The sequence below is a fragment of the Burkholderia sp. BCC0397 genome, from assembly GCF_902832865.1.
Classification (GTDB): Bacteria; Pseudomonadota; Gammaproteobacteria; order Burkholderiales; family Burkholderiaceae; genus Burkholderia.
In genome coordinates this window covers 317,282-334,117 of sequence record NZ_CADFDL010000002.1, presented here as the reverse complement: position 1 = coordinate 334,117, position 16,836 = coordinate 317,282, and the positions used below count along the sequence as shown (strand labels likewise).

The window sequence follows — 16,836 nt, the reverse complement described above, 5'->3', positions numbered from 1 at the left end:
GAGGGCGGAAAACATCATCGCGCGGCTCGACGAAGCGTTATCGATTGCGCAAGCCGGCGGCGTGGATCGCGACGGAACGTAGGCGGACCGTTCGGCCGTGAGCGGTTCGACGGCTGAAGGGGCAAGCGAGCCGGCGACGCGCACACGAGGATGCGTGCGGAAAGAGGCGCCCGGTACGGCCGTACCGGGCGGCATGGCCGCGCAGTTACGGACGCAGCAGATCGAACCCGCCGAATACCACGACACCGCTGAGCACGATCATCGCGACGGAGTGCTGACCGAAGTAGAGAATCGCGGCGGCGAGCCACGTCGTGATGCAGAAGGCGCCGATGCGGGCCATCGTGTGTTCCTCGAATGCGTAACGAAGTGAATGCGTGCCGCGCGGCGTTCGCCGCTCGAGCGGTGAGCGGGGCCACGCACGCAGGCGAACCGAACAGGCGACCCGGGAAGCCGCGATGGCGTCGTCGGCACACGTTGCATGCCGCGCCTCGAAAGGCCGGGAGTCGAAGCCGGCGGCATCACGCGATCGGGCCTGGAACAGGCATCCGACATGCGCATCCAGCCGGCGAAGCGGCGATTTTACCAGCGCCGTCATGCCGCCAATCTGGCCCTTTCGCGATCAATTGCGGTCATCGCGCGGCAATCCACCCGACCCCGATATTCAAGTTTCGTGTGACGAATGCCGTAAACGGTTGAAAGGCGCTTTCGCCCTGTCACTTCGTTTACCGACACACGGACCGACACGATGCAGATCGATTTCTCCACGACCGCGCGATCCCCGCTCGCGGACAGCGGCGTGACCGCGAACCCGCCCGCCACGACGTCGTCCACCGGCGGCGCGACGGATGCCGCGAGCACGACGGGCACGGCCGGCGCCACGGGTGCGACCGGCACGGCCAGCGCCACTGGCACCACTGGCACCACCGCCACGAAGGATTCGACCGGCGCCGCCGGCGCAACGCCCGGCGCAGCGGGCGCATCGTCGGAAGACCCGGCGGTCGCCCAGTTGAAGGCGCTGATCGAACGGCTGCAGAAGCAGCTCGCGACCTTGGAGCGGCAGATGGCCACCGCGGCCCAGCGCGCAAAGGACGACCCGGCCGCGGCCGTCGAACAGCAGTCGCTGAGTGCGGAAGCCAGCGCGATCTCGGCGGCGCTCGCGACGGCAATCTCGCAACTCGCCGCGGCGCTCGAAAAATCCGGCGGCTCGCCGTCGGGCGGGCTGGTGTCGACGCAGGCCTGAGCGGCCTCGGCAGCACGTCGGCCGCACGCATTACAATCGCAAGCTCGTCTCCCTCTCAAGGACGGCTGAACGATGAATGCGGAACTCGACGACGACGAACTCGTTCGCTTCGACGCGCACGGCGGCACGCCGCTGCCGGCAGCCGATGCCGAAGGATGGCTCGACCACGACGACGCGCGCATCTGGCACGCGTCGTTCGGCCGGGGGCCGGCGGTCGTGCTGCTGCACGGCGGCCTCGGCCACGGCGGCAACTGGGGCAACCAGGTGCCGGCGCTGCTCGCGGCCGGCTACCGCGCGATCGTGATCGATAGCCGCGGCCACGGCCGCAGCACGCGCGACGACCGACCCTATTCATACGAACGCATGGCATCGGACGTGCTGGCCGTCCTCGACGCGCTGCAGGTCGACCGCGCACGCTTCGTCGGCTGGAGCGACGGCGCATGCATCGCGCTCGTGCTGGCCGCGCGCGCCGGAACGCGCGGCCGGCGTGTTCTTCTTCGCATGCAACATGGATCCGGGCGGCACGAAGGAGATGGTGCCAAGCCCGCTGATCGACCGCTGTTTCGCGCGGCATCGCAAGGACTATGCGCAACTGTCCGCGACACCGGACCAGTTCGATGCGTTCGTCGCGGCCGTCAGCGAAATGATGCGCACGCAACCGGATTACACCGCGCAGGATCTCGCGGCGATCGCCGTGCCGGTTGCGATCGTGCAGGGCGAGCACGACGAATTCATCCGGCCCGAGCATGCGGCGTACCTCGCGCGGACGATCCCGGGCGCGACGCTGACGATCCTGCCCGGCGTGAGCCATTTCGCGCCGCTGCAGCGGCCCGCGCGGTTCAACGCGGCGATGCTGGCGTTTCTCGACCGGCTGCCGGGGTGAGGCACGCACGGCCCGCCGGCGAGCGGGCGCGTGCGTCGGCCCGGGTTCAGACCATCGCGTTGTCGGCGCCGGGAATCTCGTGCGCCTTGATCTGCTTGCGCTGCAGCTTGTAGCGCAGCTTCCCGAGCATGCCGTCCTCGTGGCTGACACGCGTGATGGTGCGCACGTACTCGTCGTCCGGCGCGATGGCCTGCGCCCCCATGATCCAGCGCACGCTTTCGCGATAGTCGTACAGCGACTTGTCGTTGAGGTCGGCAAGGAAGAACGACAGCGACGCCATCGCGGTGGGATGGCCGGCTTCGGCGTGCCGGCGCAGTTCGTCGACATAGCGATGGCGCGACGCATGATCGTCGATGTCGCCGATGAACATCAGCATGCAATCGAGGCCGTCCGTATGCCCCATCTCGTGCGCCTTGCGCGCGACCTCGACGGCCTCGACCTGCATGCGCGCGCGTTCGGCCCGGTCCGTGCTGGTCTGCCCGATGTGGTGGTACGCGTAGCCGAGCCGGTACGCGGCCATGTTGCCGCCGGCGTCCATCGATTCGCGGAAGTAGTGGGCGGCGCGGTACGGGTCGCGCTCGACATGCATGCCTTCGTTGTAGAAGCAGCCGAGCAGATAATCGCACGAATCGCCGCCCGCCTCGTAGCCAAGCTTGCAGATGGCGACGGCATCGGCGGGGCGCCGGTTTTCGTACTCCAGCGCGGTGGCGATCTGGTTCCATGCGAGCGAGCCGGGCTCGTTCACGCGCGCCGCCTCGAGCCACGCATCGCCGCGTGCGTCGTCCTGCGCGAAGCCGAACGTGCCGGTGCGGTGTCCGTAGCCGCGCAGGATCAGCGCCGACGTGCACGCGCGCGCATCCGACGCGCGCTGGATCGCGCCGGTCAGCCAGTCGCCGTGCGGATCGAGGCTGAGCGCCAGTCGCACGCCGATCGCCATCGCCTGGTTGTTGTCGATCGGCTGGTCGCGTTCCGCTTCCTGCAGGCGGGCGTACGCTTTTTCGTAGTCCTTGCGCATGTAATGGCTGTGCGCGAGCCAGCGCAGCGTCTCCCAGCGGTGATACGGATGCAGCGCGGCCTTCGCGCGCGCGAGCGTCACGGTGATCGCGTGGCGCGCGTCGTCGTCGTCGTCGTCCGCATCGAGCGTGTTGCCGGCGTAGTCGTCGCGCCAGATCTCGTGCAGCAACCGGTCCTTCTCGACCGCATCGAGGTGCGCGCACGCGTCGGACGCGACGAATGCGCGGATGTGATCGTGCGAGCCGCCCCAGCGCGGCTGCATGTACCAGATGAACGTGCGCATCGGGAAGAACTGTGTCGGGTGGATGTGCAGCGTCGCTTCCATCCAGTACCACTTCTCCTTGCGCAGCTTCTTGCCCTGGACCGGGCCGGGCAGCGCGTCCGGGAATTCCGGCGGGCAGGCGACCGCCACGTCGGGATTCAGTCCGGAACGCGCGAACATCTGCCGCAGTTCGGCGCGCGTGGCTTCGTCTTCGGCGCCGGCGTTCAGGTGCAGTTCGGTGACGGGCCAGCGGCGCTCGCGCACGAGCTGCGTGAGCCACTCGGGTTCGCCGAACGACGACACGCTCGTGAAGATCGCCATCGGCGCGCTCCACATCGTCGGCGCGAGCACCAGCGCGCGCAGCGCGGCGACGAGCGTCAGGGTCGCGCACGCATGTGCGCCGATCCAGCCGGCTTCGGTTACCGTTTCGGCCCAGCCGCTGCCGCGGTACTCGTAGGCCCAGTGGTGCCAGTAATGCGCTTCGCACAGCCACGCATGCGCGGAGCGCGGGTTCGCGGCCTGCCACGCGCGCAGGCGCGCGAGGCCTTCGGCGCCGGCGTCGATGCATGGCTGCACGTCGGCCGGCAGCGCGTCGACGTACCGCGCTTCGGCGGTGCGATCGGCGAAGCTGGCGGCGAGCGCGGCATCGAGTTGCGCGTCGAGCGCGGCGAACTCGCCTGCGCGCAGCAGCGCGTCGACGTCGCAAATGAACCAGCGGGGTTTCGCGGGCGGAATCAGGTCGGCGCAAGCGGAGGACATGTCGGTATCGGCGGTCATGACGAAACGGGTTGGGGATCGAAGATGCGGTAGCGCTTCCACGGCAGCGAAAGCCAGTTTCCGGACGGATTGCGCAGGTACTCGCGCACTTCCTGCGTGGCGCGCGACGACGCGGGGCCATCCTGGCCGCTGCCGCGCAGCCACTGCTGGCGCGCCCGCGCATACGCGAGCCCGAAGTCTTCCCAGCTGTCGAAGCTGTCCTGCGCGCGCTGTGCGTTGAGCAGCAGCACGACCCACGCGTGCTGTTCGGACGTCCAGCCGAGCAGCGCGATGCAGCGCACCAGAAACGCGGTGCGCGCGCAATCGAACGCGAGTGCGTCGCGCACGCGCCCGACGGCCGCGAGTTGTTCGTAGAAGCCGTCGTGCGAGCGGCCGACGCCGCGGATCCAGCCCGCGAGGATCGGCGGCACGCGCTGCACGATTTGCCACTCGGGCAGGTCGGCCGGCAGGTCGAGTTCGCGCCGCAGCTGGCGCGCGAGCTGTTCGCGCTGCGAATCGGGCAGCGCATGGACGAGGTCGTCGCAATCGCAGCGCAGCCCGTTGCGGATCAGCAGGATGTCGGCCAGCGCGAGCGCCCAGCGGCGGCGGTTCGGCGGCGCCTGCTCGGCCTGCGCATGCGCGAACCTGACGGCCGCGGTTTGCCGTACCGGCACCGCGCTGTCGCCGCCCGCGGCCTGGTCGGCGTCGACCTCGCGCACCATCCGCGCGGCGACCCGGAACGAGCGCCACACGTACCACACGAGCCACAGCACGGCCGCGCCGAGCAGCAGTTTCAGCATGAAGGGCTCCCGTCTGACGGCGCAGGCAGCGCGAACGCCGCGCACAGCGCCGGATCGATCGCGATGCCTTCGATCTCGAACGCAGCCGTGGCCGGCGGTGCGTCGGGTGCGCGCGCGGCCGGCAGCGCATCGGCCGGCAACGCATGGCGCGCGGCCGCCGCGACGGCCGGATCGATCTGCCGCAACTGGCCGAGCGCGTAGGGCGCGTTGCGCAGCAGCAGCCATTGCAGTACGGCCGGCGGCTGCTCGAAATGCTCGATCAGGTGGAAGTTCTCGCTCATCACGCTCAGCAGATGGTCGGGCGAGCGCACGTCGGTGACGAAGGTCCACGCGCCGGTGGCCGCGCCCGGCGCATCCGGCTCGAACACGAGGCCCATGCCCTCGCAATCGGGATGACGCTCGCCGCGCGGCGCGAGCGCGCGCAGGAACTGGCGGACGTCGTCGGCATAGCGGCGCACCGGATGACGATTCTGCTTGCCCTTGATCTGGTCGATGCGCAGGCCGTCGCCGCTCGCCTGCAGGCTGATCGTCACGTGCGGCTGGTTGCCCGCGCCGCGCAGCGTGAACAGGCGCAGCCGGCCGTCCTGCGCGGCTTGTGCGTACTGCTCGCCGTAGCCGCCGCGCAGCCGGCGGCGATCCGCGAACTGGCCGAGACAGTGCTGCATGTAGTACGACTCGTACGCGAGTTCCTCGCGCAGCGCCGCGTGCTGGCCGACGAATTCGAACACGATCCCGTTCGGCGTGCGCAGCACCTCGCGCAGCGCGAGGCCGCTGCTCGGCACCCAGCCCTTGTCGCGGCGCGCCTGCATCCGCTGGTGCTCGCGTTCCCACATGTCGAGCGCCATCGCGCAGGTGATGCGTTGCAGTTTCTGCGCGAGCCGCGTGCCGGCGCGCGAGCGCAGGAATTCGACCAGCACGCGTTCGCGGTCGATCAGCAGCATGTGCTCGGGATCGATGAAGTAGAGCGGCGCCGGCTCCGCGGCGGGCGGTCGCGCCGCATCGGCCGCCGGGCCGGATGCCGGGGATGCCGGGGATGCCGGTTGCGCGCGGAACCGGCGCACGAGCCATTCGGGCGCCGGCCGGTCGGTGCCGGCGAGCGCGCGGTAATCGGCGAGCGAATCGAGCGGCTGCGCCTGCTCGAACGCGCCGACGACCCAGCGAAAGAAATGGTTGCCGAGCCACGCGAGGATGTCGGCCGGATCGCCGCGCTCGGCGCTGCGGCGGGCGATGGCCGCCTTGATGTCGGGCGCATTGACGACGTCGCGCGGCCGATAGGCCGACGCGGCCACGGTTTCGGTCACGGGCTCACTCTCCGGTCGGGCAGGGCGTGCGCGGGCGGTGCGCGCGGGACCCTGGCGGTTCTTTTGGCTCAACGGCGAAACGGCGAACGTGCGCGCGCAGCAACGCGGCGACGTCGCGTATTCCGGTTCAGGTCGGTCGACGCGTGAAAATCACGCGACCGTGCGGGAGCCGATGACGCGGGAGCGGGCGATCGGGAAAGGGCGATTCATCGTTTCTCTCAGGATGGGTTTTATTTTTGGCTTCCGCGAGTCTACTTCGATCCGTGCGGATGAATCAATCGCGCGGCTGGCCGGCGCCCGTGGTTCTGACAAGACTTATCTCTTTTTCGCCGATTTTCGATGCGGTGCCATTCGCCGCCGGATTCGATGCTGTTAAAACCGACAGGTTTTCCCGGAAAACGGGCGAGGGGCCTGACGATGGCGGCGGCCCGTCCGGCATTCCGCGTATCTCATAAGTTTTTCTTTCGGCTCGCGCAACATATCGTCGATTGTTGGCGGCCGGACGGTAGCGGATAGTCCTGCTTCGACAGGCCGGCCGCCGCCCGCTCCGCGCGGCGCGGCCGGATCTGTTGTCCATGCAACCATCAGAAATCGAAAGGAACCGCACTCATGCGATTCAATGCGACACGCTTCGCCGCGACCCTGTTCGTCGCCGCATGCGCGACCGCCACGGCCGGCCGCGCGGCCGCCGTCACGCAGGACGACCTCCACGACACCGTCACCCGCCAGATCGCGCCGCTGATGAAGCAGTATGCGGTGCCCGGCATGGCGATCGGCATCGTCGCCGACGGCAAGCCCTATGTGTTCGACTACGGCGTGATGTCGAAGCAAACCGGCAAGCCGGTGACCGGCGACACGCTGTTCGAGATCGGTTCGGTCAGCAAGACGCTGACCGCGACGCTGGCGTCGGATGCGCAGGAGGGCGGCGAACTGTCGCTCGCGGACCCCGCGGCCAAATATCTGCCCGAACTGCAGGGCAAGCCGTTCGGCGCCGTGACGCTGCTCCAGCTCGGCACCCACACGCCCGGCGGGACGCCGCTGCAGGTGCCGGACAGCATCCGCGACGACGCGGGCCTGATCCGCTATCTCGACGCGTGGCGGCCCGAGTATGCGCCGGGCACGCACCGCAAGTATTCGAACGTCGCGATCGGCATGCTCGGCTGGCTCACCGCGAAGGCGATGCACCAGGATTTCGCGACGCTGATGGAGCAGCGGCTCTTTCCCGCGCTCGGGATGACGCATACCTACATCGACGTGCCCGCCGCGCGCATGGCCGACTATGCGCAGGGCTACACGAAGGACGGCAAGCCGGTGCGGATGACGGAAGGCATGCTGTGGCAGCCGGCGTACGGCGTGCGGACCACGGCGGCCGACCTGCTGCGCTTCGTGCAGGCGGGCATGGGGATGATCGAGACGGCGCCGCGCCTGCAGCGCGCGATCGAACGCACGCACACCGGCTATTTCCGCGCGGGGCCGCTGACGCAGGATCTGATCTGGGAACAGTATTCGTACCCGGTCGCATTGCCCACGCTGCTCGCGGGCAATGCGCCGAAGATGCTGTTCGATGCGGTGCCGGTCGGCGCGATCCGGCCGCCGCTCGCGCCGAACCCCGCGACCTGGATCAACAAGACGGGTTCGACCGGCGGCTTCAGCACGTATGTCGCGTTCGTTCCCGCGAAACGGATCGGGATCGTGATGCTCGCGAACGGCAACGTGCCGATCGAGGACCGCGTGAAGGTTGCCTACCGGATCCTCGGGTCGCTCGGCGACGGGCGGTAACGTCGCCGCGCCCGCCCGTCGCGAAATGCTTATGATGGGCGGGCAATCCGGTGCGCGGCGAGCGAGGCACCGGTCGACGGAGGAGAGCCGATTGAGCATCGCATGGGACGGAATCACGGGCGCCGACGTGCTCGACGACGCGCAACGGGCGAGCCGGCACGCGTTGGCCGACGCGGCGCGCGACGGCGCATGGGCGACGCTGCTCGAGCGTCTTGTGCAACAGCCTGCGCTCGTCAACGCGACGCGGCCGGGCGGCACGTCGCTATACGCGCCGCTGCATCAGGCCGCGTATGGCGGCGCGCCGCAGGAGGTCGTCGCCGAACTGCTGCGGTTCGGTGCGTGGCGCATGCTGCGCGATGCGCGCCGCGAGCGCGCGGTCGATATCGCCGCGCGGCGCGGGCATCGGCATCTGGTCGAACTGTTGACGCCGCAGCCGCGACGCTTCGTGCCCGACGGCACGCTGCACGCCATACAGCGCCATTTCCACGCCATGATCGTCGGCCGCATCGCGCACTTGCGGGTCGACGCGCTGCGTTTTCCCGAACTCGAACCGCTGCTCGAATTCGACGCGCAGGCCGACCGCATGTGGTTCGCGGTGCCCGGCATGTACGGCGGATTCGATTACGCGCTGCGCACGGACGGCGATGCCGCGATGCTCGTATCCGCGAGCTGGAGCCGAGTGGTCGGCGGCTCGGGCCAGCGCCACGAGATCACGGCGAACGGCTGCACGCTGGTCGAAGAAGGCTTCGTCTGACACGGCCGATCATCCCGCCGGGCGCAAAACTGTTTTAGTGATTCACGCCTTCCGCCGACGGCACCGGCCGTCGATACTGCGACGCACGACACTTCGCGAGACGTGTGCCGCATGGCTCGTCTCGCCTCCGGAGCAGCGGATGAAAGGCATCAGGATATTCGTGACGGGCGCGACCGGCTATATCGGCGGCTCGGTGGCCGCGCGGCTCGTCGCGGCCGGGCACGTCGTCACCGGGCTGACGCGCGACGGCAGCCACGCCGCGAAGCTCGCGGCAGCGGGCATCATGCCGGTCGTCGGCACGCTCGACGACACGGTGCTGCTGCATGCGTTTGCGCGCGACGCGGACTGCGTCGTCAACGCGGCGAGCAGCGATCACCGCGAGGCCGTCGAAACGATCATCGCGGCGCTGAGCGGGTCGGGCAAGACATTCCTCCATACGAGCGGCACCAGCGTGATCGCGGACGATGCGCAAGGCGCGCATGGCGACGCGATCGTGTTCGACGAAACGACGCCGATCGTCAACCCCGCGAAGGCCGAGCGCCACGCGATCGACCGGCTCGTGATGTCGGCCGCGACCCTCGGCATCCGCTCGGCCGTGATCTGCAACAGCATGATCTACGGCGACGGCCTCGGCCTGCGCCGCGACAGCGCGCAACTGCCGCTGCTCGCGGCCGTCGCGCGCGACGCCGGCGCCGTGCGCGTGATCGGCAAGGGGCTGAACCGCTGGTCGAACGTGCACGTCGACGATGTCGCCGATCTCTATTTGCGCGCGGTCCGTGCCGCATCGCCGGGTGCGTTCTACTTCGCGGAAAACGGCGAAGCGTCGTTCGCGCAAATCGGCCGTGCGCTCGCCGCGCGGCTCGGTTTGCGGTCGGTCGTCGAATGGGACGTCGCCGATGCCGCGCAGGCGCTCGGTCACGCGCGCGCACATTTCTCGCTCGCATCGAACAGCCGCGTGAAGGCGCTGCGTGCGCGGCAGGAACTCGGATGGGCACCGCAGCATGGCGCGATGCTGGACTGGATTCGTCACGAGATGCCGGTTGCGGCCTGACGCTGGCGCACACCGGGTTGCCTGATGAAAAGCGCGTCGATCCGCGCGGGTTTGCAGGTCCGGTCGCTCGCTTCATGCCCGATGATTCGGACAATATTCGCCGCGAATTATTGAATCGAAATCAACTGTGATTCGCGCGCCCGCCCGCTTATCAAACCGGCGCGGCGGCACTATCGTGACGGTTTCCGACACCGCTGACGACTGCCGACCATGAAGACGACCCTCGACGAGATGCTCGCGTTCGTGACCATCGCCGATACCGGTTCGTTGACGGGGGCGGCGGACAAGCTGCACCAGCCGACCTCGGTGATGAGCCGGATCCTGCGGCGCCTCGAGGAAAAGCTCGACACCACGCTGATCCGCCGCACGACGCGCCGCCTCGAAGTGACCGAGGAGGGCAAGCGCTTTCTCGACCATGCGCGCGAGATCATTGCATCGGTCGAATTCGCCGAGGAACAGGTCGGCAGCCAGCGCGAGACGCCGGCCGGGCGGCTGCGGATCAATGCGGCGATGCCGTTCATGCAGCACGTGATCGCGCCGATGATGCCGGGCTTCCGCGAAGCGTATCCGGCGATCGCGGTCGAACTTCATACGAGTGACGAGATCATCGACCTGCTCGAACAGCGTACCGATGTTGCGATCCGGATCGGCGAGCTGCGCGATTCGACGCTGCACGCGCGCCGGCTCGGCAGCAGCCGGCTGCGCATTCTTGCGAGCCCGGCCTATTTGGAGAAAGCCGGCGTGCCGACGCGCGTCGCCGATCTCGCGAACCATGCGCTGCTTGGTTTCGTGCAGCCGGAAACGCTCAACCACTGGCCGCTGCGCACCGCGGACGGTGGCGTGCACCGCATTCATCCGGCGCTGCAGGCGTCGAGCGGCGAGACGCTGCTGACCCTCGCGCTCAATGGCGCGGGCATCGCGTGCCTCGCCGACTACATGACGGGCGCGCATCGCCGCGATGGCAGCCTCGTCGAACTGCTCGTCGACGACACGGTCGAGTTCCGCCAGCCGATTCACGCGGTGTTCTATCGCAATGCGACGCTGTCGTTGCGGATCGTCAGCTTTCTCGACTATGTGAGCGCGCAGTTGAAGGAAGGCGGCGACATCGACTGAGCCGGCACGACACGCAACGGGCCAGGCAGTAAAAAGGGCGGCGGGTTCGAATGACATCGAACCCGCCGCCCTTTGCGCATCGGTCGAACCCGAACCGCGCGCTTACTGCCCCAGCGCACTCATCAGCCTGACCCGGCTCAGCGTTTCCTCGGTGCGTGCCTGCGCGAGCGAATCCTCGGCCGCGAGCAGCGCACGCTGCACTTCCAGCGTATCGATGAACGCCGATTCGCCGCTGCGCCACGACCGGTTGATCTGCGTATAAGCACCACGCGCATTCGACACCGCGCGCTCGAGGCGCTCGGTCCGACCGTGATTTCGTGCGGTTGCGGCCACCGATGTCTCGACGTCGCCGACGGCCGTCAGCACCACCGTGCGATAGGCGGCGAGCGCCTGGTCGGCCTGCGCACGACGCAACGCGACGACGCTGCGGCGCCGTCCGCCGTCGAACAGCGGCGCGCTCGCGCCGGCGCCGGCCATCCACGCGAGCGAACGCGCGAGCGACGCGCCCGAGAAACCGTCGATCGCCGCGCCGATCACGCCGATCAGTTGCAGGTGCGGCTTCAGGTCGGCCTCGGCCACGCCGATGCGCGCATAGGCCGCGACGACGCGTGCCTCGGCCGCGCGCACGTCGGGCCGACGGCGCAGCAGGTCGGCCGGCGTGCCGATGCCCGGTGCGGCGGCGGTCCACACCGGCTCGGGCGCGGGCGGGTCGAGCCGCGCATAGATATCCTGCGGCGTCGACGCGGTGATGATCGACAGCCGGTGGATCGCGGCCTGCCGCTGCAGTTGCAGCGCGGGCAGTTCGGCCAGCGTCGTTTCCGTCTGCGCAGCGGCGCGGTCGACGTCGGCTATCGGCACGACGCCCGCGTCGAACAGGCGCCGTGTCGACTCCTCGGTGCTGCGCTGGCTCAACGCGTTGGCCTCGACCAGCGCGAGCCGCTGTTCGAGACCGCGCACCGTCACGTAGGTGCGCACGGTTTCGTCGATCGTCGCGATCCGCACGGCCGCCGCATCGTTTTGCGCCGATGCTATATCGGCGTCGGCCGCCGACACACCCTGGCGGATGCGGCCGAAGATGTCGACTTCCCAGGCGAGGCTCGCATTCAGGTCGAACGCGTTGCCGAGCGTCGGCGTATCGGTCGGGAACGCCTGCGATGCGGACAGCCGCTGGCGGCTGGCGCCGGCATTCAGGTCGAGAGACGGGAACCACTGCGACGCCGCGCCGATCCGCACCGCGCGGGACGCGTCGATGCGCGCGACTGCCGCCTGCAGGTCGAGGTTGTTCGCGAGCGCCGTGTCGACCAGCCGGTCGAGGATCGGATCGTGAAAGGCGTGCCACCACGCACCGGTGTCGGCGGCCGGGCCGCCGGCCGCGAGATCCGCGTTCGCGTAGGTCGCGGCCAGCGGCGGCGGCGCGACGGTGGCGACCGGCGCGCTCGTGCACGCGGTCAGGACGGCCGCTGCGGACAGCGCGGCCACGAGTCGAACGAACTTCATTGCACTCCCTCCGTCGCGACGGCCGCGACAGCGGTCTTGCGCATCGCGAGCCGGCGAACCATCACATAGAACACGGGCGTAAACAGCAGCCCGAAGAACGTCACGCCGATCATCCCGAAGAACACCGCCGCGCCGACCGCCTGGCGCATTTCCGCGCCCGCGCCTTCGGAGATCACGAGCGGCAGCACGCCGAGGATGAACGCGAGCGACGTCATCACGATCGGGCGCAGCCGCTGCACGCATGCCTCGACGACGGCCTCGACGAGTTCGGCGCCGTCGGCCTCCAACTGCCTTGCGACCTCGACGATCAGGATCGCGTTCTTCGCGGCGAGCCCGACCAGCACGATGAAGCCGATCTGCGTGAGGATGTTCACGTCCTGGCCGAGCGCGCGCACGCCGAGCGACGCGGCGAGCAGGCACATCGGCACGATCAGCAGGATCGATACGGGCAGGCTCCAGCTGCCGTACTGTGCGGCGAGCACCAGATAGACGAGCAGTACGCACAGCGGGAACACGAGCAGCCCCGTGTTGCCGGCCGTGGTCTGCTGATACGACAGATCGGTCCACTCGAACGAAATGCCGGGCGGCAGCACCTGTTTCGCGAGTGTTTCCATCGTGCTGATCGCGAAGCCCGAGCCGAGGCCCGGCGCGGTATCGCCGTTGATTTCGGTGGCCGGATACAGGTTGTAGCGCGGTGCGCGATCGACGCCGAGCGTGTCGTCGATGCGCGTCACGCTGCCGATCGGCACCATCTCGCCGTCGCGGTTGCGTACCTTCAGCCGCGCGAGATCCGACGCGCCGACGCGGAACGGCAGGTCCGCCTGCGCGGTCACGCGATAGGTGCGCCCGACGATGTTGAAGTCGTTGATATAGGTCGAACCGAAATACGTCTCGACCGCATCGTTGATCGCCTGGCTCGGCACGCCGAGCATCTCGGCCTTCTCGCGGTCGAGTTCGACGTGCACCTGCGGGCTCGTCGCGGAGTAGGGCGTGTAGACGCCGACCATGCCGGGCGTGCGGTTGGCGGCCGCGACGAGATCCTGCGTGGCCTTCGCGAGCGCGGCGGTGCCGAGGCCGTTGCGGTCTTCGAGCCGCATCGCGAAGCCGCCCGTGCTGCCGAGGCCCTGCACCGGCGGCGGCATTGCGACCACGATCGACGCTTCGGTGATGGTCGCGAGCCGCTTGCGCAGCTCGGCGGCGATCGTGTCGATCGTCAGGCCGCGCGCCTTGCGTTCCGGCCAGGGCTGGAACACCGGGAACAGGCCGGCGCTGTTCGCCGAGTTCGTACCGGTCGCCGCGTTGACGCCGGAGAACACCGGCACGCGCGCGACACCGGGCACCGACAGCGCGATGTCCTCGATCTTGCGCGCGACCGCGCTCGTGCGTTCGAGCGTCGCGCCGTCGGGCATCCGCACGAGCACGACGAGGTAGCCGCGATCCTGCGCGGGAATGAAGCCCTTCGGGCTCGACACGAGCAGGTAGCCGGTCGCGGCGATCAGCACCACGTACAGTGCGGCCATCGCGGGGATGATCCGGACGATTTTCCGGACCAGCCGGCCATACGCATCGGACAGGCGCTGGAACAGGCGGTTGAACGCGTTCGAGAAGCGCCGCGCGACGCGCATCGCCGGCGCGAACGGCGCGGCCATGCGTGAGGCCGGCGCGGCTGCGTCATGGTCGCCGGCGTGCGCTTTCAGCATCATCGCGGACAGCGCGGGCGCGAGCGTCACCGACGTGAAGAACGAGATCGCGGTCGACACGGCGATCGTCACGCCGAACTGGCGGAAGAACTGGCCCGAGATGCCGGGAATGAACGAGGTCGGCACGAACACCGCGCACAGCACGAGCGTGATCGCGAACAGCGCGCCGCCGACTTCCTTCATCGTCAGCAGCGTCGCATCGCGCGGCCCGGCGCCGGCCGACAGGTGCCGCTCGACGTTCTCGACCACGACGATCGCGTTGTCGACGACGATCCCCACCGCGAGCACGAGACCGAACAGCGTCAGGTTGTTGATCGAATAGCCGAGCACGGCCATCGCCGCGAACGTGCCGACGAGCGACACCGGAATCGACAGGATCGGGATGATCGACGGCCGCCAGCCCTGCAGGAACAGCAGCACGACGAACACGACGAGCACGACGGCTTCGTAGATCGTCTTCACGAGTTCGTGGATGCTGTCGCCGATGAACGCGGTCGGGTTGTAGCCGATGTTGTAGACGATGCCCTTCGGGAAGTCCCGGGCCAGCTCGGCCATCTTCTTCTCGACCGCATCCATCGTCGCGACCGCGTTCGCGCCGGGCTGCTGCAGCACCTGCAGCGCGATCGTCGGATGGCGCAGCATGTAGCTGTCGGTCGCATACGCGAGTGCGCCGACTTCGACGCGCGCCACGTCCTTCAGCCGCACGAGCCTGCCGTCCTTGCCCTGCTTGACGACGATGTCGCTGAAATCCTCGGGGTGCTTGAGCCGCCCTTCGAAGATCAGGTTCGGCTGGAACGCCTGGTTCGTGATCGGCGCCTGCGCGACCACGCCGCCCGCGAGCTGCGTGTTCTGCGAACGTACCGCGGCGATCAGGTCGGCCGGGCTCAGGCCGAACGACGCGACGCGCTCGGGGTCGAGCCAGATGCGCATCGAGTATTCGCGCGCGCCGAGCGTGTTGATGTCGCCGACGCCTTCGATCCGCTTCAGCACGTCCGCGACGTTGCGGACTGCGTAGTTCGACACGTACAGCGGATCGTAGCGCTGGTCCGGCGAGTACAGGAAGATCGTGCCGAGCTGCGTCGGCGACGACTTGCGTACCGACACGCCGCTGCGCTGCACCGGCTCGGGCAGGCGCGGCGTCGCGAGCGCGACGCGGTTCTGCACGAGCACCTGTGCCTTGTCGACGTCGGTGCCGGGCTTGAACGTCACGGTGATGTTCAGGCTGCCGTCCGACGTCGCCTGGCTGTACATGTACAGCATGTCTTCCACGCCGTTCACTTCCAGTTCGATCGGCGTCGACACCGTCTGCGAGACCGTTTCCGCGGAGGCGCCCGGATAGGTCGCCTGGATCACGACGGTCGGCGGCGCGATGTCCGGATACTCGGACACCGCGAGCGAGAAATAGGCCAGCGCGCCGACGATCGTCAGCACGATCGACAGGACGATCGCGAGCACCGGCTGCTGGACGGAGAGGCGGCCGAGGTTCATTGCGCGCTCCCGGTCGTGCCGCTCGCCGCGTGGGCCGCCGTGGCCGCGTCGATCGCGCGCGGCACGGCCTTGACCTTGTCACCGGCCTGCACGCGCTGGAAGCCGTCGACGATCACGGTATCGCCCGCATTCAGCCCCGCGTCGATTTCGCGCAGGTTGCCGTACAGGCGGCCGGGCGTCACCGGGCGGATCGCGACGGTGCCGTTCGCGTCGACGAAGTACAGCACGCGGCGCGTCGCATCCGTCGCGACGGCCGCATCCGGCACGAGCAGCGCGTGGTGTGCGACGCGGCTCGACAGATACACGCGGCCGAACTGGCCGGGGCTCAGGCGCCGGTCCGGATTCGCGACGCGCGCGCGCTGGCGCAGCGTGCCGGTCGAGTCGTCGAGGCGGTTGTCGACGAAATCCATCGTACCCGTCAGCGACGGCTGCGGATCGCCCGGCAGCGCGATCGCGACCTGCCGCGACGACGCACTGCCGCCGCTTTTCTGCGCTTCGCGCGTATAGCGCAGGTAGCTTTCCTCGTCGACGTCGAAGTAGATGTCGATCGGATCCTGCGACACGATCGTCGTCAGCACGGTCGCGTCGCTGTCGCCGCCTTTCACGAGATTGCCCTCGCTGACGAGCTTGCGGCTGATGCGGCCGGACATCGGCGCGACGATGCGCGTGAACGACAGGTCGAGCCGCGCGCGTTCGAGTGCGCCTTGCGCGCTCGTCACTTCGGCCTGCGCGCTTTGCACGGCCTGCCTGCGCTGGTCGTAGAGGCTCTGCGCGATCGTATCGGTCTTGATCAGGATGCTCGCGCGCTCGAAATCCTGCCGGCTCAGCTTCAGTTGCGACTGCGCGCGTTCGAGCGCACCTTGCGCGGCCGTGACGGCCGCCTGGTACGGGCGCGGGTCGATGACGAACAGCAGGTCGCCCTTGCGGACGATCGCTCCGTCCTGGAACGCGACCTTGTCGAGATAGCCGCTCACGCGCGGGCGCACGTCGACGGTGTCGACCGCTTCGAAGCGGCCGGTGTAGACGTCGACGTCGTTGACGTCGCGCGCGACGGGCGCGCTGACGATCACGCTCGGCGTCGCGGCCGGCGCCTTGTCGTCCGACTGGCAGCCGGACAGCGCGAAGAGCGCGGCCAGCGGAACGGCGGCCAGCACGGCCGGTCGCGCGATGCGCTTCAATCCTGGATATCGGTTCATAT

General features: G+C 68.9%; 14 protein-coding genes and 1 pseudogene. 8 read left to right on the top strand and 7 right to left on the bottom strand.

The window, feature by feature from the left end:
* Positions 1 to 205: 205 nt before the first annotated feature.
* Positions 206 to 595 (bottom strand): hypothetical protein, encoded by a 390-nt coding sequence (locus tag HWX03_RS06635; protein ID WP_175870535.1) that lies wholly within the window; start codon positions 593 to 595, stop codon positions 206 to 208.
* Between the two features lie 150 nt (positions 596 to 745).
* Here HWX03_RS06635 and HWX03_RS06630 point away from each other — a divergent pair, with 150 nt between their 5' ends.
* On the top strand, positions 746 to 1,240 hold the full coding sequence (locus tag HWX03_RS06630; RefSeq protein WP_175870747.1) for a hypothetical protein: 495 nt from the start codon (positions 746 to 748) through the stop codon (positions 1,238 to 1,240).
* Positions 1,241 to 1,312: 72 nt separating this feature from the next.
* A pseudogene (locus HWX03_RS06625) lies at positions 1,313 to 2,123 on the top strand (alpha/beta hydrolase).
* Positions 2,124 to 2,169: 46 nt separating this feature from the next.
* Here the strand turns inward: HWX03_RS06625 and HWX03_RS06620 are convergent.
* Genes HWX03_RS06620 through HWX03_RS06610 form a run of 3 tightly spaced genes read right to left on the bottom strand, consistent with a single transcriptional unit; the run spans position 2,170 to position 6,256 of the window.
* Entirely contained in the window at positions 2,170 to 4,158 is a 1,989-nt protein-coding gene (locus HWX03_RS06620; protein WP_244132596.1) for a DUF4034 domain-containing protein, read from the bottom strand.
* A 14-nt stretch (positions 4,159 to 4,172) separates the two neighbouring features.
* A complete protein-coding gene (locus HWX03_RS06615) occupies positions 4,173 to 4,955 on the bottom strand; it encodes a DUF1266 domain-containing protein (RefSeq protein WP_175820876.1) in 783 nt (260 codons plus the stop codon).
* Positions 4,949 to 6,256, bottom strand: coding sequence for a hypothetical protein (locus HWX03_RS06610; RefSeq protein WP_175870745.1), 1,308 nt, complete (start codon positions 6,254 to 6,256; stop codon positions 4,949 to 4,951). The genes HWX03_RS06615 and HWX03_RS06610 overlap by 7 nt, the downstream gene beginning before the upstream one ends.
* Before the next feature lie 88 nt (positions 6,257 to 6,344).
* Between HWX03_RS06610 and HWX03_RS06605 the strand changes: the two genes are divergently transcribed.
* From HWX03_RS06605 to HWX03_RS06580, 6 genes are all read left to right on the top strand, one after another.
* Positions 6,345 to 6,632 carry a hypothetical protein gene (locus tag HWX03_RS06605; RefSeq protein ID WP_175870744.1) on the top strand — a complete coding sequence of 96 codons (288 nt, stop codon included), beginning with the start codon at positions 6,345 to 6,347 and terminating at the stop codon, positions 6,630 to 6,632.
* A gap of 233 nt (positions 6,633 to 6,865) precedes the next feature.
* The gene (ampC, locus tag HWX03_RS06600) at positions 6,866 to 8,035 is read left to right on the top strand and encodes a class C beta-lactamase (RefSeq protein ID WP_175870743.1); all 1,170 of its coding nucleotides are present in this window, start codon (positions 6,866 to 6,868) and stop codon (positions 8,033 to 8,035) included.
* 91 nt (positions 8,036 to 8,126) lie between these two features.
* Positions 8,127 to 8,789: an ankyrin repeat domain-containing protein gene (locus HWX03_RS06595; protein ID WP_175870742.1), complete on the top strand. Its 663-nt coding sequence runs from the start codon at positions 8,127 to 8,129 to the stop codon at positions 8,787 to 8,789.
* 139 nt (positions 8,790 to 8,928) lie between these two features.
* Entirely contained in the window at positions 8,929 to 9,840 is a 912-nt protein-coding gene (locus HWX03_RS06590) for an NAD-dependent epimerase/dehydratase family protein (protein WP_175870741.1), read from the top strand.
* A complete protein-coding gene (locus HWX03_RS06585) occupies positions 9,777 to 9,971 on the top strand; it encodes a hypothetical protein (RefSeq protein WP_175870534.1) in 195 nt (64 codons plus the stop codon). Before HWX03_RS06590 ends, HWX03_RS06585 begins: the two co-directional genes overlap by 64 nt.
* Positions 9,972 to 10,050: 79 nt before the next feature.
* Entirely contained in the window at positions 10,051 to 10,953 is a 903-nt protein-coding gene (locus tag HWX03_RS06580) for a LysR substrate-binding domain-containing protein (RefSeq protein WP_175870740.1), read from the top strand.
* 102 nt (positions 10,954 to 11,055) lie between these two features.
* Here the strand turns inward: HWX03_RS06580 and HWX03_RS06575 are convergent, their stop codons facing one another.
* Genes HWX03_RS06575 through HWX03_RS06565 form a run of 3 tightly spaced genes read right to left on the bottom strand, consistent with a single transcriptional unit; the run spans position 11,056 to position 16,816 of the window.
* Positions 11,056 to 12,450 carry an efflux transporter outer membrane subunit gene (locus HWX03_RS06575; RefSeq protein ID WP_175870739.1) on the bottom strand — a complete coding sequence of 465 codons (1,395 nt, stop codon included), beginning with the start codon at positions 12,448 to 12,450 and terminating at the stop codon, positions 11,056 to 11,058.
* The gene (locus HWX03_RS06570) at positions 12,447 to 15,638 is read right to left on the bottom strand and encodes a multidrug efflux RND transporter permease subunit (RefSeq protein ID WP_175870738.1); all 3,192 of its coding nucleotides are present in this window, start codon (positions 15,636 to 15,638) and stop codon (positions 12,447 to 12,449) included. The genes HWX03_RS06575 and HWX03_RS06570 overlap by 4 nt, the downstream gene beginning before the upstream one ends.
* On the bottom strand, positions 15,635 to 16,816 hold the full coding sequence (locus HWX03_RS06565) for an efflux RND transporter periplasmic adaptor subunit (RefSeq protein WP_244132594.1): 1,182 nt from the start codon (positions 16,814 to 16,816) through the stop codon (positions 15,635 to 15,637). The genes HWX03_RS06570 and HWX03_RS06565 overlap by 4 nt, the downstream gene beginning before the upstream one ends.
* Positions 16,817 to 16,836: the final 20 nt, after the last annotated feature.